This is a genomic window from Pseudomonas sp. TMW22091 (assembly GCF_022496705.1).
Lineage (GTDB): Bacteria > Pseudomonadota > Gammaproteobacteria > Pseudomonadales > Pseudomonadaceae > Aquipseudomonas > Aquipseudomonas saxonica.
On the sequence record NZ_SCFI01000004.1, the window covers coordinates 148,275 to 168,477 of the forward strand.

The window sequence follows — 20,203 nt, forward strand, 5'->3', positions numbered from 1 at the left end:
TCAGAACACGGTGTTGACGGTCAAACCAACAACGATGGCGTCATCCACCTCATAAACCCCGCCCGGGCTACCCAAATATTGAATGTTGGGACGCACCATCAGCCACGGCGTCAACTTAAAGTCGTAGTGAATTTCGGCGGCATATTCGGCGTGTTGAACAGGCTGGAAGGCAGGGTCACTGTAGTTGTCTAAAGCGTTGACTGTGTTGTGCAAACTCTGGTTTCTCGATAAAGCCGGGTTGACGTGCAGCGCACTGAACCCTATCGCAAGCGAATCCTGGGGACGGGCGTCAAAAGGACCTGCATAAATCGCGCCGACCTGCGCTTGCCAATCAAGCGTGCTGCTGCGTTTGTCATATTGGGAGTAATGGGCAAAGAGGCTCAGTCCCCTCTTGGCATCACCATTGACCGTAGTGATCTGTTGTCGGGCATAGGCATACATGCCATAACGCCCATCCAACTGGTCCGCTGATTGTCCGGACACTTGCTTGAAGTTACCGTTGCCGTCCTTCAACACATCGTTGGCTGTCGCGTTGTTCCAGTAGCCACCGACCATATATTTGCCCGCCATGCCGGCCGCGCCCAAGGACGGTGTCCAGCCCACCTCTGCCACATAGGTAGTGCCTTCACGGCCCGAAGTGTTCAGCTTGAAACCGTTGTTACTGTCCAGCAAGGTCGGGTTGTATTCGTAAGCCCCGACTTGCCCATAGATCTGCGGGGTAAAGTTGACTTTAATCCGCCCACCCCATTGACCCACCGGCGAGTTGTACCACACCGTCGAGGCGTGCCCGACCAGCCCGCCACACATCGAGTTGTTCTGGAACACACAACCCGTGGAGTCAAAGTCGCTGCCAATCGGCAACCGACCTACTTTGATGTCGAGAACATTATCAAAGTACTTTTGCTGATAGGCGAAAGTGGTAATCCGCCAGGTCTGGCCCCGCCCATAGTTTTCCTGAACCGAAGAGCCAATGGTCCCGGTGCGAGGGTCGGTAAGCCGGTCATTGGTAATATCTCGTCCACTGCGCTCGGTGATCAGCAGTTGTAAGTTGGCATCATTCCAGCCCAATACTTTTTCAAGATCGATGGCGCCGCCCAGATTGAACTGATCGGTGTAACGCGCGGTATGGTCGTGATCATAACCTCCACGCAAGTTGGCAGCGCTTTCCGACTGATAGCTGAACTGGAAGTCATAACCCTTGTCGAGCAGCTCAGTTCGAAGGCCGCCCCAGTCGCCCGTCATCCAGCGTGACGATGAAGAAAACATCGGCTCATCTGACCAGGCACTCGTGGCCAACCCACTCAAAATGAATCCTGTCGCGACTACGGTACTGCTTATTTTTCTCATTCCGACCCTTCTCGAACATGTTCTGTTGGTCAAATACAGCGCTACAGCCGACAGATATGCATCGGAATAAAGAAACTATAACAAGATACTTAGCTAACTAATATATTTAGATTGAGCGCAATAACACTCGGGCTACGGAATGGGACGATGAGACAAACTGCTCACAGGTTTGAAGGGGGAATTTAGTGATAAACAATTCGGCAAGATTTCCGTGCCATGGACTGATCCCCAGACCGCTGTAGACGAGAAAGAGGTGCACCCGCATCAGGAGCACTGACGTGCACTGCACGCTGTGGGCCATCCCAAGGCGGTTGATGAGTTGCGGCGGGGCGTGAGCTGGATTGAAGTCTGGGGTGTTGATGCGGGATTTAACGGTGAGTGAAACGCTGGAGCGTGCGGTGTAACCCCTCACCTCACCCCAACCCTCTCCCGAGGGAGAGGGGGTTTGATCAAGTTGTTTTCGAAAAGATGTTTCAGATCTCAACAATGCGGGGGTAGTCACACCTCTTCAGCACCACTCCCTGCACAAGAAGGTGTTCTTGATTCATTTCAATCTCGGAACACTTCATCCAACAGGTTGTGCATGGCGGTAAACGCCCGGCTGGCTGTCTTGGCGTCATACATCATTTTGCCCGGCACGTTGGCATGCGGATCAGTAAAGGAATGCACTGCGCCGCCATAGCTGGTCAACTGCCAGTCGACACCTGCCGCGTTCATCTCTTCTTCGAAAGCTGGCAGTTGATCACGGGGCACTAATGGATCCGAGGCACCATGCAGCACCAACACCGACCCCTTAATGCTTTGGGCATCGACAGGATTGGGAGTGTCCAGCGTTCCGTGGAATGACACCGCCGCTTGCAGTGGCGCGCCACCGCGCGCCAATTCCAGCGAACAGCAACCGCCAAAACAGAAACCGAATGTTGCCAGTTTGCTGCTGTCCACCTTGGCCTGTTCCTGGTTCTTCAACAGGTCATAAGCCGCCCACATCCGCTTGCGCAACAAGGCACGGTCATTTTTCAAGGGCATCATGGCCGCACCCGCCTCGTCTGCATTGCTCGGACGAATGCTTTTGCCATACAAATCGGCAATCAATACCACATAGCCCTGCTCGGCCACGGACTTGGCAATCTCTTCTGCCCCAGCGCTGATGCCCATCCAGTTAGGCGCCATCAGCAAACCCGGCAGCGGATCTTCCCGGCTGGGGTCAAAGGCAAGACGCCCTTCGAATGGCTGGCCGTCGATTTGGTACGCCACTGACATGACCGTGATCGGTTCCATTTAAAGCTCCTGAATTCAAAACCAAAAAAAACCCGCCGAAGCGGGTTTTTATAGCGCGGTTAGACCGACAACTCTACTAACAATTTGTTTAGCCGACGTACATAGGCTGCCGGGTCTTTCAAAGTGTCGCCAGAAGCCAGTGCTGCCTGATCGAACAGAATGTGCGACAGGTCGCCAAAACGCTCTTCACTCTGCTCCGCATCGAGTTTTTCAATCAGGGGGTGAGCCGGATTGAATTCGAAGATCGGCTTGGACTCCGGAACTTTCTGACCGCTGGCTTCAAGAATCTGGCGCATCTGCATGCCCATGTCCTGTTCACCAATAGCCAGAATGGCTGGCGAATCAGTCAGACGGTGCGATACACGCACTTCGCTGACGCTTTCGCCCAAGGCTGCTTTGATACGCTCAACCAGACCTTCTTTAGCCTTGGCAGCCTCTTCAGCAGCCTTTTTGTCCTCTTCGGAGTCCAGGTTGCCCAGATCGAGATCACCGCGCGCCACGTCAACAAAGTTTTTGCCGTCGAACTCGCTGAGGTAGCTCATCAGCCACTCGTCGATACGGTCGGTCAACAACAGAACTTCGATGCCTTTCTTACGGAAGACTTCGAGGTGCGGGCTGTTTTTAACCTGCGCATAGGAGTCACCGGTCAGGTAGTAAATCTTGTCCTGACCTTCTTTGGCGCGCTCAAGGTATTGAGCCAACGACACAACCTGTTCACCACCCTCTTCGTGAGTCGAGGCAAAACGCAGCAGACCGGCGATTTTTTCCTTGTTGGCGAAATCTTCAGCAGGGCCTTCCTTCATGACCTGACCGAAATTTTTCCAGAAACCCTGATATTTCTCAGGCTCGTTCTTCGCCAGTTTTTCCAGCATGTCGAGCACACGCTTGGTCAACGCCGACTTCATGGAGTCGATGATCGGGTCTTTTTGCAGGATTTCCCGCGACACGTTCAACGACAGGTCATTGGAGTCGATCACGCCTTTGATGAAGCGCAGATACAGCGGCAGGAACGATTCTGCCTGGTCCATGACAAATACACGCTGTACGTACAGCTTCAGCCCTTTAGGCGCTTCACGCTGGTACAAGTCGAAAGGAGCACGCGCCGGTACATAAAGCAGCGAGCTGTATTCCAGCTTGCCTTCAACCTTGTTGTGGCTCCAGGCCAGCGGGTTCTCGAAGTCGTGAGCGATGTGCTTGTAGAACTCCTGATACTCTTCGTCTGTAACTTCGGTACGAGGACGCGTCCACAAGGCACTGGCGCGGTTAACGGTTTCCCATTCCAGCGCAGGCGCCTCTTCACCTTCGGCAACGTTCTGCTCTTTTGGCAGTTCGATCGGCAAGGCGATATGGTCAGAATACTTCTTGATGATGTTACGCAGACGCCAGCCGTCAGCGAACTCGGACTCGCCAGACTTCAGGTGCAGAACAATTTTGGTGCCGCGCTCGGCTTTTTCGATGTTGGCAACTTCAAACTCGCCTTCGCCCTTGGAGGACCAGTGCACACCTTCGCTTGCCGGGGTGCCCGCGCGACGGCTGTAGACGTCAACCTTGTCAGCGACAATAAAGGCCGAGTAGAAGCCCACACCGAACTGACCGATCAGGTGAGAGTCTTTTTTCTGATCGCCCGTCAGGTTCTTCATGAAGTCGGCTGTACCGGATTTGGCGATGGTCCCCAGATGGGTGATCACATCGTCGCGGTTCATACCGATACCGTTGTCTTCGAGCGTGACGGTATTAGCGTCCTTGTCGAAGCTCACACGGATTTTTAACTGGTCGGCGCCGCCTTCCAGTAGTTCTGGCTTGGACAGCGCTTCAAAACGTAATTTATCGACAGCATCAGAGGCGTTCGAGATCAATTCGCGAAGGAAAATTTCCTTGTTGGAGTACAGCGAATGGATCATGAGGTGCAAGAGTTGCTTGACCTCGGTCTGGAAGCCCAGGGTTTCCTTTTGAGTTTCCACGCTCATTGTTATCAAACTCCGATTAGATGGCATGAGCCACGCCCTAGAGGGTTGGCGGCGGGATGAGTTTAAAGTTGGGGTCTTGGATTAAGATTTCAAGGGCTACTTGAAACCTGCGGGCTTTTTAACAATAATCGCCGCCCGCGGGGCTTTACTTATATATGTGCACGGCCATGGAACTTAAGCGATCGGCCAATGCTCAAACGCCCCGTAGATCTACTCATAAGGAGAAACACCCCATGCGTAATACTTTTGCTGTTGCCTTGATGCTTGCTGCTTCGCTTGGCCTGGCTGCCTGCGATAAAAAATCCGAAGACAAAGCGCAAGATGCTACTCAGCACGCTGAGCAAGCTCAGGAAAAAATGTCTGAAGCTCAGGACAAAGTGAACGACGCGGCGAAAGAAAATGCCGAAGCGGCCAAAGCTCAGGCTGAGTCCAACAAAGCCGCCGCTGAAGAAGCCGGTCAGGCTGCCCCGGTTGCTCCAGCTGCACCTGTGGCTACTCCAGAAAGCAAGTAATTACGCTTTCTGCGACAACGACAAAGCCCGCCAAGTGCGGGCTTTGTTGTATCTGGCTTTTAACATGAGTGGATTAACCGACTAAATACCGGCCATAAAAAATGCCCTGCATCTAATTGATGCAGGGCATTTTTATTATCCAGCGGTGCTTTTGGCGAGCCGGATAGTTATTCAGGCAAGCGCTTGAACAGGTTTACCCAGCAAACGATCGCAAATAACTGCGCCAAACAGTGTGACTACACAAGGTACTAACCAAGCCAAACCTTGTTCGCTAAATGGCATGTTGGCCAGTGTGCCTGGAATCCAATCGCCAAAGCCGGCACCTTTAAGCGCATCGATAGTGCCGAAGAAGAAAGACACCAACATCACAGGGCCGACAATCCGCGATTGCGCATGCCAGAACCCTTTGCAGAAGCTCAGCGCCACTAACACGATGCATGGCGGATAGATGGCAGTCAGCAGCGGGATCGAGAATGCGATCAACTGAGTCAGCCCCAAGTTCGATACACCCAACGAGAACACGGCAAGAATAATTACCAGTGTTTTATAGGACAGCGGAAGCACAGTACTGAAATATTCAGCACACGCGCAGGTCAGGCCTACCGCGGTGACCAGACACGCCAACGCGATCAGCACCGCAAGGAAGCCGCTGCCCAGCGAACCAAAGGTGTGCTGAACGTAAGCATGCAGTACCGCAGCGCCGTTGGTTGCGCCCATTGCCACTTCGTGGCTGCCCGCACCCAGGCGGAACAGGCTGATGTAAACCAGCGCCAAACCAACACCCGCGATGAGCCCGGCAATGATGGCGTAGCGGGTAATCAACTTCGGCGACTCTACACCGCGCGAGCGGATGGCGTTCACAATCACAATGCCGAATACCAGGGCGCCCAAGGTATCCATGGTCAGGTAACCATTGATAAAGCCTTGGGAAAACGGTGCGCTAACGTATTCCGCAGTCGCAACGCCCGTATCCCCGGCAGGTAGCGCGAAAGCCGCAATGCCCAGAATCGCCAGAGCGATAATTTTCAGCGGCGCCAAAAAACGCCCGACGGTGTCCAGCAGACGGCCCGGATAAAGTGAAACGAAGAACACGATCAAAAAGTAAACGGAGCTGTACAGAAACAGCGCCAGTGGACTTTCGCCCGTCAACGGTGCCAGGCCGACTTCAAACGATACAGTGGCCGTACGCGGTGTAGCGAACAGCGGGCCAACGGCCAGATACGCGACAGCCGCCAACAAGCCTCCAGCGAATTTGCCAATCGGGCTGCTCAGAGCGTCCATGCCACCGCCGACTTTAGCCAGCGCTACCACGGTGATGACCGGCAAACCTACTGCTGTGACCAGAAAGCCCAATGCAGCAATCCAGACATGCGGCCCCGCTTGCAGGCCAACAATAGGCGGGAAAATGATGTTGCCAGCCCCGACAAACAGGGCAAAAGTCATAAACCCAAGTGCCAGGATATCCTGGCCTTTCAATACTTTCATTACGGAAATACCACACTACTGAATCGGAATTTAGAGGGGAATTTCCCGTGCGGATGTGGGAAATGCTGCCAGCCTTAGTAAGACCGACCCGTCTAGCGCGCGGCTTCCTTGTGGGATGCCTACGCAGATTTGGCTGTTAGCCTACCGATTTTTCACATGAAACGCACTGTTACAGGGCGAACTGTCCGATGAACGCACGCAGTTGTCGCCTTGTTGACATCGAAAATAGATGGGGTGTGATTTCGTAATTACAATATCTCTATTTCCTACATGTAATTACATGACTGGAGGGTGATTCGATTCTCGTCAGCGCCTCGAAGGCTTGATCAAAACCTGTAGAAACTCAGGGGTTATCGTCCAAACGCACAAAGGCCACCCGAAGGTGGCCTTTGCCTGGTGAAGCAGTCAGTTAAGCGCGAGGCTTACTTCATTGCCCAGCCAGTCAGCTCGGACAGAGCCTTGCCGATGTCTGCCAGCGAACGCACGGTTTTTACACCTGCGTCTTCCAGGGCTGCAAACTTCTCGTCTGCAGTACCCTTGCCGCCAGAGATGATTGCGCCCGCGTGGCCCATGCGCTTGCCTGGAGGGGCAGTCACACCAGCGATGTAGGAAACAACCGGCTTGGTCACGTTTGCCTTGATGTAGGCAGCCGCTTCTTCTTCAGCCGAACCGCCGATCTCACCGATCATGACGATCGCTTCGGTCTTCGGGTCTTCCTGGAACAACTTCAGGATATCGATGAAGTTGGAGCCTGGAATCGGGTCACCGCCGATGCCTACGCACGTCGACTGGCCGAAACCGGCGTCAGTGGTTTGCTTCACAGCTTCGTAAGTCAGGGTGCCGGAACGCGACACGATGCCTACTTTGCCTGGCAAGTGAATGTGACCTGGCATGATGCCGATCTTGCATTCGCCTGGAGTGATAACACCCGGGCAGTTAGGGCCGATCAGGGTAACACCCAGTTCGTCGCACTTAACTTTGCAGTCCAGCATGTCCAGGGTAGGAATGCCTTCAGTGATGCACACGATCAGCTTGATGCCGCCGAACGCTGCTTCAAGGATCGAGTCCTTGCAGAAAGGAGCCGGTACGTAGATAACGCTGGCAGTTGCGCCAGTGGCTTCTACGGCTTCTTTCACGGTGTTGAAAACAGGCAGGTCCAGGTGAGTGGTACCGCCTTTGCCCGGAGTAACGCCACCGACCATCTTGGTGCCGTATTCAATGGCTTGCTGGGTGTGGAAGCTGCCCTGCGAGCCAGTGATGCCTTGGCAGATAACTTTGGTGTCTTTATTGATCAGGACGCTCATTACTTGCCCTCCGCAGCTTTAACTACTTGTTGAGCAGCGTCGGTCAAGCTGGTAGCAGCGATGATGTTCAAGCCGCTTTCTGCCAGTACTTTAGCGCCCAGTTCAGCGTTGTTGCCTTCAAGGCGTACAACCACCGGGATTTTTACGCCGACTTCTTTCACGGCGCCAATGATGCCTTCGGCAATCATGTCGCAACGAACGATGCCGCCGAAGATGTTAACCAGCACTGCAGCGACATTGCTGTCGGACAGGATGATTTTGAACGCTTCGGTTACGCGTTCTTTGGTAGCACCGCCGCCAACGTCAAGGAAGTTAGCTGGCTTGCCGCCATGCAGGTTGACGATGTCCATGGTGCCCATGGCCAGGCCAGCACCGTTGACCATGCAACCGATGTTGCCTTCCAGCGCCACGTAGTTCAGTTCGAACTTGGCAGCGTGCGCTTCGCGCGGATCGTCTTGCGACGGATCGTGGAAAGTTTTCAGCTTAGGCTGACGGTACATGGCGTTTGCGTCGATGTTGATTTTGGCATCGAGGCAGTGCAGATCGCCGTCAGTCTTGATAACCAGCGGGTTCACTTCCAGCAGTGCCAGATCGTGATCCTTGAACAGTTTCGCCAGACCTACGAAGATTTTGGCGAACTGAGTAACTTGCTTGCCTTCCAGACCCAGCTGGAATGCCAACTCGCGACCCTGGAATGGCTGAGCGCCAACCAGCGGATCGATCGTTGCTTTCAGAATTTTTTCTGGAGTGTCGTGAGCGATTTTCTCGATGTCCACGCCACCTTCGGTGGAAGCCATGAACACGATGCGGCGGCTCGAACGGTCAACAACAGCGCCCAGGTACAGCTCTTTAGCGATATCAGTGCACGATTCAACCAGGATCTTGGTGACCGGCTGACCATTGGCGTCAGTCTGGTAAGTCACCAGACGCTTGCCCAACCATTGTTGTGCGAATGCTTTAGCGTCTTCTTTGCTGCGAACCAGCTTTACGCCGCCCGCTTTACCACGACCACCTGCGTGAACCTGAGCTTTTACAACCCATTCGGTTCCGCCGATCTTGTCGCACGCTTCTGCGGCCGCTTCCGGGGTATCTACTGCATAACCCTTGGATACTGGCAGGCCGTATTCAGCGAACAGCTGCTTACCCTGATACTCGTGAAGATTCATGCTTTTTACCGTCTTCGTTAGGTACTGCGCATTCGGCGCTGCACTTTAATTAGTGCCGCACCACCTGTGACTGCTGCTTATTCTGTTTTCGACAAGCCGGCACTGCGTGAGCAGAGACGGCCTGGCGCAAATCAGACAAGACTGCGTCCGGCGGAAGTTCCGCGGTGAGGCTTGCAAGCAAGGCTCACGACGGGCATACCGCCGTGGTTTATTATTGTCTGGTCTTAACGTTTCTTACGGTTGGCAATGTGGATGGCGCCGCCATTCACTGCCAGTGCTGCTTCGTGCAAGGCTTCGGACAGGGTTGGATGGGAGAAAACCATCATGCCCAGATCTTCAGCGCTGGTGCCGAATTCCATACCGATCGCGCCCTGCTGTACCAACTCTGCTGCGCTCGGGCCAATCACGTGGACGCCCAGTACGCGGTCAGTTTTGGCATCAGCAATGACTTTAACAAAGCCACCGGTGTCGTTTGCTGCCATGGCACGGCCACTGGCTGCGAACGGGAAAGTGCCGACGTTAACTTCAACGCCTTCAGCTTTCAAGGCCTGTTCGGTTTTCCCGACCCATGCGATCTCAGGGTGAGTGTAAATAACCGATGGAATCAGGTCGTAGTTCATCTCGGTCTTGTGACCTTTGATGCGCTCAACAACCATGATGCCTTCTTCAGAAGCTTTGTGAGCAAGCATCATGCCGCGAACCACGTCACCGATGGCGAATACGCCCGGTACGCTGGTGGCGCAATGATCGTCAACAAACACGAAACCGCGCTCGTCGATGGTCACGCCGCTGTCAGCTGCCAGCAGTTCGGTAGTCACCGGACGGCGACCCACGGCTACGATCAGCTTGTCAAAGGTAATGGTCTGTTCGCCGTTGGCGTCGGTGTAGGTCACAACGACTTCTTCGCCGTTAACCTTGGAACCGGTTACGCGAGCGCCCAGCTTGATGTCCAGACCTTGTTTGGTCAGGGTTTTGTAGGCTTCTTTCGAAACGGCAGCGTCGGCAGCCATCAGGAACGTGTCCAGAGCTTCCAGAACAGTGACCTGAGCGCCCAGACGGGACCATACCGAACCCAGTTCCAGACCGATAACGCCAGCGCCGATAACGCCCAGACGCTTAGGTACGGACTGGAATTCCAGTGCGCCGGTCGAATCAACGATCACGTTGTTATCAACTGGAGCCGGTGGAATGTCGATTGGACGCGAACCGGAAGCCAGAATCACGTTCTCGGCTTCGATGATTTCAACGCTGCCGTCTGGCTTGGTCAGTTCAACACGCTTGCCGGCCAGCAGTTTGCCGTGGCCTTGCAGGGAAGTAACGCCGTTAGCCTTGAACAGGGTCGCAACGCCGGAAGTCAGACCTTTAACGATGTTGGCTTTACGGCCTACCATCGCTGGCACGTCCATGTTCACTTCACCGGTGGTGATGCCGTGGATGGCGAATGCATCCTTGGCTTCGTGATATTTCCAGGAGCTGTCCAGCAGCGCCTTGGAGGGAATGCAACCAACGTTCAGGCAAGTACCGCCCAGCGCCAGTTTGCCTTCCTTGTCGGTGTATTTTTCGATGCAAGCAGTCGAAAGGCCCAATTGCGCGGCCTTGATGGCTGCAACGTAGCCGCCAGGGCCCGCACCAATCACTACAACGTCAAATTTCTGAGACATGAAAATAGATCCTCTATTAGCTACAAGCTGTCAGCAGCGAGCTGCAAGCCCAAGCCAAACTGCTTTTTCTCGCAGCTTGTCACCTGAAGCTTGCAGCTGCTTCTATTAGATATCCAGCAGCAGACGTGCCGGATCTTCCAGCAGGTTTTTGATTGCTACCAGGAAACTTACAGCTTCTTTGCCGTCGATCAAGCGGTGATCGTAAGACAGAGCCAAATACATCATCGGACGAATAACAACCTGACCGTTGATTGCCATTGGACGCTGAAGGATGTTGTGCATGCCCAGGATAGCGGCTTGCGGCGGGTTAACGATCGGAGTCGACATCATCGAACCGAAAGTACCACCGTTGGTGATGGTGAATGTGCCACCGGTCATTTCGTCGATGGACAGTTTGCCGTCACGGGCTTTTTTACCGTAAGCAGCGATGCCGCCTTCGATTTCAGCCAGGCTCATCAGTTCGGCGTTACGCAGAACCGGAACCACCAGACCACGGTCGCTGGACACAGCAACACCGATGTCCGCGTAGCCGTGGTAAACGATGTCGGAACCGTCGATCGAGGCGTTAACAGCCGGGAAGCGTTTCAGCGCTTCGGTAGCCGCTTTCACGAAGAACGACATGAAGCCCAGACGTACGCCGTTGTGGGACTTCTCGAACAGGTCCTTGTACTTCGAACGCAGGGCCATGATCTCAGTCATGTCAACTTCGTTGAACGTGGTCAGCATCGCCATGTTCGACTGAGCTTCAACCAGACGCTTGGCTACAGTGGCGCGAACGCGGGTCATCGGAACGCGTTTTTCGACGCGGTCGCCGGCAGCGAATACCGGGGCAGCAGCGGCAGGTGCAGCAGGCTTGGCCGGAGCAGCAGCCGGAGCGGCTTTCTTGGCAGCGACAGCGGCTACTACGTCTTCCTTGGTCACACGACCGCCTTTGCCAGTGCCGGCAACGGAAGCGATGTTGATGCCGTTTTCTTCAGCGATCTTGCGAGCAGCTGGAGCAGCAATCGGGTCGTCTTCGCCATCAGCAGCCGGGGCAGCAGCTTGAGCAGCCGGTGCAGCAGCGGCGGCAGGAGCGGCAGCAGCAGCGCCGCCTTCAACGATGGAACCCAGCACTTCGTCGGACAGAACGGTGTCGCCTTCGTTCTTGACGATTGCGCCCAGTACGCCGTCCGCTGTTGCCAGCACTTCCAGCACAACTTTGTCGGTTTCGATGTCAACGATCAGGTCATCACGCTTTACAGCGTCGCCCGGTTGTTTGTGCCAGGTGGCAACGGTGCCATCGGCAACCGATTCCGGGAAAGTAGGGGCTTTAATCTCGATAGCCATGTTCGTGGTTCCTTAAATTCGGTTTCAGTGCGCGAAGGCGTTAAACAGTAAACGCGTCTTGCAACAGTTTTGCCTGTTGCTCAGCGTGCATCGATGCATAACCACAAGCAGGTGCAGCAGAAGCATCACGGCCCGCGTACTCAAGTACGAGAGATTTATCGTGACCACCAATGATGCGGCGCATGTGATGCTGGCTGCAGTACCAAGCACCCTGGTTCATCGGCTCTTCCTGACACCAAACAATGTGTTTGAGGTTTTTGTACGGAGCCAGGACTTCAATCAAGTCGTCCTCAGGGAACGGATACAACTGCTCAAGACGCACGATGGCGATGTCTTCACGACCTTCGGCACGGCGTTTTTCCAACAGGTCATAGTAGACCTTGCCGCTACACAGCACGATGCGATCGACCTTGGCCGGATCTTGTGCATCGATTTCTGGAATAACGGTCTGGAACGAACCTTCGGCCAGATCTTCCAGGGTCGAGACGGCGAGCTTGTGACGCAACAACGACTTCGGTGTCAGGACGATCAGCGGCTTGCGCAGCGGACGGATGACCTGACGACGCAGCAGGTGATAGATCTGCGCTGGAGTGGTTGGTACGCACACCTGAATGTTGTGCTCGGCGCACAGTTGCAGGTAGCGCTCAAGACGTGCCGAGGAGTGCTCAGGGCCCTGACCTTCATAACCGTGTGGCAGCAACATGGTCAGACCGCACAGACGGCCCCACTTGTGCTCACCGCTGGTGATGAACTGGTCAATCACAACCTGTGCACCGTTGGCGAAGTCGCCGAACTGGGCTTCCCAGATAACCAGCGCGTTAGGCGTGGTTGTCGAGTAACCGTATTCGAAGGCCAGCACCGCTTCTTCGGACAACAGCGAGTCGTACAGGTCAAAGCGTGGCTGACCTTCGTACAGGTGCTGAAGCGGAATGTAGGTGCCTGCGTCTTTCTGGTTGTGCAACACAGCGTGACGGTGCGAGAACGTACCGCGGCCGATGTCCTGACCAGTCATGCGGATCGGGTGACCTTCGAACGCCAGGGTCGCGTATGCCATGGTTTCGGCATAACCCCAGTTGATCGGCAGACCGCCCGCTTGCATTTTTTGACGATCTTCGTAGATCTTCGCAACCTGACGCTGAACCACGAAGCCTTCTGGAATTTCCAGCAGCTTGGCAGACAGTTCTTGCAGGGTTTTCAGATCGAAACGCGTGTCGTGACGCGCAGTCCAGGCGTGACCCAGGTATGGACGCCAGTCAACGAACAGCTCTTTGTTCGGCTCTTTGACCAGACTTTTCACAACATGCAGGCCGTTGTCCAGCGCGTTGCGGTATTCGTCGATCTTGGCCTGAACGCGATCTGCGTCAACCACGTTTTCTTGGGTCAGACGCTCGGCATACAGCTCACGGGTGGTGCGCTGTTTGGCGATTTGCTGATACATCAGCGGCTGCGTGCCGTTTGGCTCGTCGGCCTCGTTGTGACCGCGACGGCGGTAGCAGAACAGGTCGATCACGACGTCACGCTTGAACTGCATGCGGTAGTCGATAGCCAGCTGGGTCACGAACAATACGGCTTCCGGATCATCACCATTTACATGGAGGATCGGCGCCTGAATCATTTTCGCGACGTCAGTGCAGTACTCGGTCGAACGGGAGTCTTCCGGGTTGCTGATGGTGAAGCCAACCTGGTTGTTGATCACCAGGTGAACAGTACCGCCCGTCTTGAAGCCGCGTGTTTGCGACATCTGGAAGGTTTCCATGACCACGCCCTGACCTGCGAAAGCAGCATCACCGTGGATGGAAATAGGCAGCACTTTATCGCCAGTCTTGTCATTACGACGGTCTTGACGTGCACGTACAGACCCTTCAACCACTGGAGAAACGATTTCCAGGTGGGACGGGTTAAACGCCATTGCCAGGTGAACTTCGCCGCCTGAGGTCATGACGTTGGAGGAGAAGCCCTGGTGATACTTAACGTCACCGGAACCCAACTCGATCTTCTTCTTGCCTTCGAACTCGTCGAACAACTCGCGCGGGTTTTTGCCGAAGGTGTTCACCAATACGTTAAGACGACCACGGTGGGCCATGCCGATAACGATTTCTTTGGTGCCGTAGTTGCCCGAACGCTGGATCAGCTCGTCCAGCAAAGGAATCAGGCTCTCACCGCCTTCCAGGCCGAAACGTTTGGTGCCCGGGTATTTGGTACCCAGATACTTCTCAAGGCCTTCAGCGGCTGTAACACGCTCAAGCAGATGGCTTTTGACTTCAGCCGAATACGTTGGGCGGCCGCGTACGCTTTCGAGGCGCTGTTCAAACCAGTGGCGCTGCTCGGAATCGACGATGTGCGTGAACTCGGCGCCGATGGTGCGGCAATATGTCTGCTGCAACGCGTCGAGAATTTCGCGTAGGCTCGCTTCCTCTTTGCCGATGTACAGGTCGCCGGCACGGAAGGTCGTATCAAGATCGGCATTGGTCAAGCCGTAATGATTGATTGACAGGTCTGCAGGTGCAGGACGCTGCCACAGCCCCAGCGGATCAAGCTGGGCTGCCTGGTGGCCGCGCATCCGATAGGCCTGGATCAATCGCAGCACTTCAACCTGCTTCTTCTCGTGCTCACTGCTCACGCTTCCGGCAGAAACCGGTTGGGCGCGGCGCTGGTTCTTCGCCAGCAGCACGAAATGATCGCGGATTGTGGAGTGCGAAACATCGTTGGCAGAGTTCCCTTCAGTAGGCAACGTCTGAAATTTGGTGCGCCATTCTTCTGGCACAGCGTTAGGGTCGTGCAGGTAGAGCTCATAGAGCTCTTCCACATAGGCAGCGTTACCACCTGAAAGATAGCCGCTGTTCCACATGCGCTGCATCACGCTTTCTTGCATGCTTGGTCACCCTCGGTTAGGGGACACCATCGGCGAAAACACCAGAGCACACTTGAGAAAGTCCGAATACAGCGACTAAAACAAGCCACTTAGGATCACGCTGATAGTCCGGGTACCAGCCCGGATGCCCCTGCTGGTCTCATTTCTTCAAAATAAGAGCCGCAGCTTATGAGCTGTTGCTCAGGTTATAACTACGGCGCCGGTTGAAGCCTGCGCCGTAGCATCTACGGTTACAGCGATCTACGGTACAGCTTGTGTATCAAACGCCGCTATGCAGCAGCATGCTACGCACGTGACCGATGGCCTTAGTCGGGTTCAGGCCCTTCGGACACACGTTTACGCAGTTCATGATCCCGCGGCAGCGGAATACGCTGAACGGGTCATCCAGTGAAGCAAGACGCTCATTGGTCTTGGTGTCACGGCTGTCAGCCAGGAAACGATAGGCTTGCAGCAGTGCAGCAGGGCCCAGGAACTTGTCCGGGTTCCACCAGAAGGACGGGCACGAGGTCGAGCAGCAAGCGCACAGAATGCACTCGTACAGACCGTCGAGCTTTTCACGCTCTTCCGGAGATTGCAGACGCTCGATGGCCGGGGCCGGCGTATCGTTCTGCAGGAACGGCTTCACCTTCTCGTATTGCTTGTAGAAGATGCTCATGTCGACGACCAGGTCACGGATAACCGGCAAACCTGGCAGAGGACGAACAACCAACTTGTTACCTTTTACGACAGAGGACAGCGGCGTGACACACGCCAGGCCGTTTTTGCCGTTGATGTTCATGCCGTCGGAGCCGCAAACGCCCTCACGGCAAGAGCGACGATAGGAGAAACCTTCGTCCTGCTCTTTGATCAAGGCCAGTACGTCCAGCACCATCAAGTCTTTACCGTTGGTATTGACCTGGAATTCCTGCATGAACGGCGCGGCGTCCTGATCCGGGTTGTAGCGATAAACACTGACTTTCAACATATCGGCCACCCTTAGTAAGTCCGAATCATTGGCTGGAAGGTCGGAACGGTTTTCGGCGAGAAGTTCACCGCACGCTTGGCTACGCGTTTTTCACCCGGGAAGTACAGGGTGTGGCACAGCCAGTTCACGTCGTCACGATCTTCGAAGTCTTCACGGGCGTGTGCACCGCGCGATTCTTTACGGGTTTCAGCAGCGATTGCAGTCGCCTCAGCCACTTCGAGCAGGTTTTGCAGCTCAAGGGCTTCGATACGGGCCGTGTTAAACGCCTGGCTCTTATCGTTGATTTTCACATTGGCGATGCGCTTGCGCAGATCAGCCAGCTGAGCAATACCCTTCTGCATGTATTCGCCAGTACGGAATACACCGAAGTAGTTCTGCATGCAGCTTTGCAGCTCTTTACGCAGGGTCGCTACGTCTTCGCCATCTGTGCGCGAGTTCAGGCCATCCAGACGCGCCAGGGCAGCATCGATGTCAGATTGACGTGGACGGGCGTAATCAACGCCTTCTTTAAGTGTTTGCTCAAGGAACAGACCAGCAGCACGACCAAATACCACCAGGTCGAGCAACGAGTTGCCGCCCAGACGGTTGGCACCGTGTACGGATACACAAGCCACTTCACCCACTGCAAACAGGCCAGGGATGATTTGGTCAACGCCTTCGGCGTCTTGAGTGATCGCCTGACCATGAATGTTGGTGGCAACGCCGCCCATCATATAGTGGCAAGTTGGCACGACCGGGATCGGCGCCAGAGCAGGATCGACGTGAGCGAAGGTTTTGGACAGCTCCATGATGCCTGGCAGACGGCTATGCAGAACTTCTTCACCGAGGTGATCAAGCTTGAGCATTACGTGGTCGCCATCAGGACCGCAACCGTTGCCCGCGATGATTTCTTTAACCATCGAGCGAGCAACAACGTCACGACCAGCAAGGTCTTTAGCGTTCGGAGCATAACGCTCCATGAAACGCTCGCCGTGCTTGTTGATCAGGTATCCACCTTCACCACGGCAACCTTCGGTAACCAGTACACCGGCACCGGCGATACCGGTTGGGTGGAACTGCCACATTTCGATGTCTTGTACCGGAACGCCTGCACGCAGAGCCATGCCAATACCGTCACCGGTGTTGATCAGGGCGTTGGTCGTGGAGGAGTAGATACGGCCTGCACCGCCAGTCGCCAGTACGGTGGCGTTAGCGCGAACGTAGGAAGTCTCGCCTGTCTCAATGCAGATGACGATCATGCCGACAAAGGCGCCGTCTTCGTTCTTGACCAGATCGACACCGTAGTATTCGTTGAGGAATACAGTGCCGGCTTTCAGGTTGGCCTGGTACAGAGTGTGCAACAGTGCGTGACCGGTACGGTCAGCTGCAGCGCATGTACGGGCAGCCTGACCACCTTTACCGAAGTCCTTGGACTGACCACCGAAAGGACGCTGATAAATACGGCCCTGCTCGGTACGGGAGAACGGCAAGCCCATGTGCTCGAGCTCGAACACAGCCTCCGGGCCCACGGAGCACATATATTCGATAGCGTCCTGGTCGCCGATGTAATCGGAGCCCTTGACGGTGTCGTACATGTGCCAGCGCCAGTCATCGTTTGGATCTGCAGACGCGATCGCGCAGGTGATACCACCCTGAGCCGATACGGTGTGCGAACGGGTCGGGAAAACTTTTGTGATTACAGCAGTCTTGTGACCGCCTTGCGCCAACTGCAAAGCTGCGCGCATACCAGCACCGCCGCCGCCAATGATGATGGCGTCGAACGAAAGTGTATTAACTGTGTTAGCCATGACTCAGATACCCCAAAGAATCTGCACACCCCAGACGAAGTAAGCGAACATTGCAACGCCGCAGACTGCCTGGAAGAGGAAACGTACTGCTGTCGCGGACTTGCCCAGCGCCATTGGCGTCAGGTAGTCGGTCGCGATGGTCCACATGCCGACCCAGGCGTGAGCGCCGAGTGCAACAAGGGCGAGCAGGCTGAAGATACGCATCCAGTTGCTTGCGAACAGTTCATGCCATTGGGCGTAGCCAATGCCAGGGTTCGCAACGAGGTACCCGATCAGGAAGATGAAATAAGCCGCGAGAACAACCGCAGACACACGTTGCGCCATCCAGTCATAGAGGCCCGAACGCGACAGGTTTGTAACGCTGGTTACCATATCCAAACTCCCGCCAGAACAATCATCACTACAGAGATGACGATTACGATTTTCGAGCCCAGTTTGCCGCCTTCCAGCGTCTCACCAATGCCCATGTCCATGATCAGATGGCGCACACCGGCAACCATGTGATAGAGCAAGGCAGAGAGCAGGCCCCACGCTACGAACTTGGCCAGAGGACTGGTCAAGCATGCCTTCACCTCGGCAAAACCTTCTTCAGAACCCAGGGATTTGCTCAATGCGTAAAGCATGAAGCCCAGGCCGAGAAAAAGAATGATGCCCGAAACACGGTGCAGAAATGACGTAACGCCGGTGATCGGGAGTTTGATGGTCCTTAGGTCTAGGTTTACAGGTCGTTGGCTATTCACGGCTTTTTTCACACTGAAGAGCCCCTAACTATCAGGGCAAGTTTGTTGGGATGCGCACTGGTCAGGTACCCACCACCCGGGAGTGACGACCCCCATCTAAACAGGCCCAAAAGCCTCTGGCGGTCGGCTGCCGAGTATAGACAGTTAGGTTACTAATGACAACGCAATCACCTCCCTCTAATAGCGCATTGCGCTAGCTCGATAAAAGGCGTAAACGCCGCTGATCATCTTAAAAAAAGACATACCAAAGCCTTGTACAGCAAGACTTTAGGCAAATTGACATTCGAATTTATCTATCTATAGTGGTGCGGGCCCTGCGTGGGGGGCAGTCTGATGATTTCAAGCATAAATAGGAGGCCACATGGCTGACAAAAAAGCGCAGTTGATCATCGAGGGCGCAGCCCCCGTCGAGCTGCCCATTTTAACTGGCACCGTGGGTCCCGATGTAATCGATGTGCGAGGCCTGACGGCCACGGGCCGATTCACATTTGACCCTGGCTTCATGTCGACCGCGTCTTGCGAGTCGAAGATCACCTATATTGACGGTGACAACGGTATCCTGCTTCACCGCGGCTACCCGATCGAACAGCTGGCTGAACACTCTGACTACCTTGAAACTGCCTACCTGCTGCTGAACGGCGAATTGCCGACCGCAGAACAGAAAGCGCAGTTTGTCAGCACCGTGAAGAACCACACCATGGTTCACGAGCAGTTGAAGACTTTCTTCAACGGCTTCCGTCGTGACGCCCACCCGATGGCGGTCATGTGCGGTGTAGTCGGCGCCTTGTCGGCCTTCTACCACGACTCCCTGGACATCAATAACCCGCAGCATCGCGAAATTTCTGCGGTGCGTCTGGTTGCCAAGATGCCAACGCTGGCAGCGATGGTTTACAAGTACTCCATGGGTCAGCCCATGATGTACCCGCGTAACGACCTGAGCTACGCCGAAAACTTCCTGCACATGATGTTCAACACGCCGTGCGAGATCAAACCGATCAGCCCGGTACTGGCCAAGGCAATGGATAAGATCTTTATCCTGCACGCTGACCATGAACAGAATGCGTCGACCTCTACCGTACGCCTGGCAGGCTCTTCGGGTGCCAACCCGTTTGCCTGTATTGCTGCCGGTATTGCCGCACTGTGGGGCCCTGCTCACGGCGGCGCCAACGAAGCTGTGCTGACCATGCTCGACGAAATTGGCGATGTGTCCAACATCGACAAATTCATCGCCAAGGCCAAGGACAAGAACGATCCGTTCAAACTGATGGGCTTCGGTCATCGCGTTTACAAAAACCGCGACCCGCGCGCCACCGTCATGAAGAAGACTTGCGACGAAGTGCTTAAAGAGCTGGGGATCAAAAACGACCCGCAACTCGAACTGGCCATGCGCCTGGAAGAGATCGCACTGACCGACCCGTACTTCATCGAGCGCTCGCTGTACCCGAACGTCGACTTCTACTCGGGGATCATCCTCAAGGCGATCGGCATTCCAACCAGCATGTTTACCGTGATCTTCGCCCTGTCCCGTACAGTCGGCTGGATCTCGCACTGGAAAGAAATGCTCTCCAGCCCGTACAAAATTGGCCGTCCACGCCAGCTGTACACAGGCTACGAACAGCGTGACCTGACCAAGCTGGAAGACCGCAAGTAAGACCTGTCATTCCACGATAGTGTCTTAGCTGCACCGAATACGGCCTCTATCCAATAGAGGCCGTATTTTTTTGTGCCCACAAAACCTAAACCCATTTCGTAGCAGCGGTGTATGCCACAGATGTCGGGGCCAATAAAAAATCC

The 20,203-nt window shown here is 55.0% G+C and carries 15 protein-coding genes; 2 read left to right on the forward strand and 13 right to left on the reverse strand.

The window, feature by feature from the left end; genetic code table 11:
- From EQV93_RS09700 to htpG, 3 genes are all read right to left on the reverse strand, one after another.
- On the reverse strand, positions 1–1,266 hold the full coding sequence (locus EQV93_RS09700; protein WP_240891460.1) for a carbohydrate porin: 1,266 nt from the start codon (positions 1,264–1,266) through the stop codon (positions 1–3).
- 630 nt (positions 1,267–1,896) lie between these two features.
- Positions 1,897–2,625 carry a dienelactone hydrolase family protein gene (locus EQV93_RS09705; protein ID WP_122784535.1) on the reverse strand — a complete coding sequence of 243 codons (729 nt, stop codon included), beginning with the start codon at positions 2,623–2,625 and terminating at the stop codon, positions 1,897–1,899.
- A 59-nt stretch (positions 2,626–2,684) separates the two neighbouring features.
- Positions 2,685–4,592, reverse strand: a complete 1,908-nt coding sequence (gene htpG / locus EQV93_RS09710; protein ID WP_122784534.1) for a molecular chaperone HtpG — start codon at positions 4,590–4,592, stop codon at positions 2,685–2,687.
- A gap of 233 nt (positions 4,593–4,825) precedes the next feature.
- Between htpG and EQV93_RS09715 the strand changes: the two genes are divergently transcribed.
- Positions 4,826–5,104, forward strand: coding sequence for a hypothetical protein (locus tag EQV93_RS09715; RefSeq protein WP_122784533.1), 279 nt, complete (start codon positions 4,826–4,828; stop codon positions 5,102–5,104).
- A 171-nt stretch (positions 5,105–5,275) separates the two neighbouring features.
- Here EQV93_RS09715 and brnQ read toward each other — a convergent pair whose 3' ends face one another.
- The 10 genes from brnQ to sdhC all read right to left on the reverse strand — a co-directional run bounded on the left by brnQ (position 5,276) and on the right by sdhC (position 18,421).
- Positions 5,276–6,589: a branched-chain amino acid transport system II carrier protein gene (gene brnQ / locus EQV93_RS09720; protein ID WP_240891461.1), complete on the reverse strand. Its 1,314-nt coding sequence runs from the start codon at positions 6,587–6,589 to the stop codon at positions 5,276–5,278.
- Positions 6,590–7,011: 422 nt separating this feature from the next.
- A complete protein-coding gene (gene sucD / locus EQV93_RS09725) occupies positions 7,012–7,893 on the reverse strand; it encodes a succinate--CoA ligase subunit alpha (RefSeq protein ID WP_095002114.1) in 882 nt (293 codons plus the stop codon).
- Positions 7,893–9,059: an ADP-forming succinate--CoA ligase subunit beta gene (gene sucC / locus EQV93_RS09730; RefSeq protein ID WP_122784531.1), complete on the reverse strand. Its 1,167-nt coding sequence runs from the start codon at positions 9,057–9,059 to the stop codon at positions 7,893–7,895. The genes sucD and sucC overlap by 1 nt, the downstream gene beginning before the upstream one ends.
- Positions 9,060–9,283: 224 nt before the next feature.
- Positions 9,284–10,720, reverse strand: coding sequence for a dihydrolipoyl dehydrogenase (gene lpdA, locus EQV93_RS09735; protein WP_122784530.1), 1,437 nt, complete (start codon positions 10,718–10,720; stop codon positions 9,284–9,286).
- Between the two features lie 105 nt (positions 10,721–10,825).
- Positions 10,826–12,046: a 2-oxoglutarate dehydrogenase complex dihydrolipoyllysine-residue succinyltransferase gene (gene odhB, locus EQV93_RS09740; RefSeq protein WP_122784529.1), complete on the reverse strand. Its 1,221-nt coding sequence runs from the start codon at positions 12,044–12,046 to the stop codon at positions 10,826–10,828.
- Between the two features lie 40 nt (positions 12,047–12,086).
- Positions 12,087–14,918: a 2-oxoglutarate dehydrogenase E1 component gene (locus EQV93_RS09745; protein ID WP_122784528.1), complete on the reverse strand. Its 2,832-nt coding sequence runs from the start codon at positions 14,916–14,918 to the stop codon at positions 12,087–12,089.
- A 259-nt stretch (positions 14,919–15,177) separates the two neighbouring features.
- On the reverse strand, positions 15,178–15,882 hold the full coding sequence (locus EQV93_RS09750) for a succinate dehydrogenase iron-sulfur subunit (RefSeq protein ID WP_122784574.1): 705 nt from the start codon (positions 15,880–15,882) through the stop codon (positions 15,178–15,180).
- Between the two features lie 11 nt (positions 15,883–15,893).
- Positions 15,894–17,669: a succinate dehydrogenase flavoprotein subunit gene (gene sdhA, locus EQV93_RS09755; protein ID WP_122784527.1), complete on the reverse strand. Its 1,776-nt coding sequence runs from the start codon at positions 17,667–17,669 to the stop codon at positions 15,894–15,896.
- A 3-nt stretch (positions 17,670–17,672) separates the two neighbouring features.
- Complete coding sequence (gene sdhD / locus EQV93_RS09760) at positions 17,673–18,041, reverse strand: succinate dehydrogenase, hydrophobic membrane anchor protein (RefSeq protein WP_003446906.1); 369 nt, start codon at positions 18,039–18,041, stop codon at positions 17,673–17,675.
- Positions 18,035–18,421, reverse strand: a complete 387-nt coding sequence (gene sdhC / locus EQV93_RS09765) for a succinate dehydrogenase, cytochrome b556 subunit (RefSeq protein WP_199750930.1) — start codon at positions 18,419–18,421, stop codon at positions 18,035–18,037. Before sdhC ends, sdhD begins: the two co-directional genes overlap by 7 nt.
- 349 nt (positions 18,422–18,770) lie before the next feature.
- On the opposite strand from sdhC, the gene gltA reads away from it, so the two are divergent.
- Positions 18,771–20,060 (forward strand): citrate synthase, encoded by a 1,290-nt coding sequence (gene gltA, locus EQV93_RS09770; protein WP_122784526.1) that lies wholly within the window; start codon positions 18,771–18,773, stop codon positions 20,058–20,060.
- Positions 20,061–20,203 lie beyond the last annotated feature (143 nt).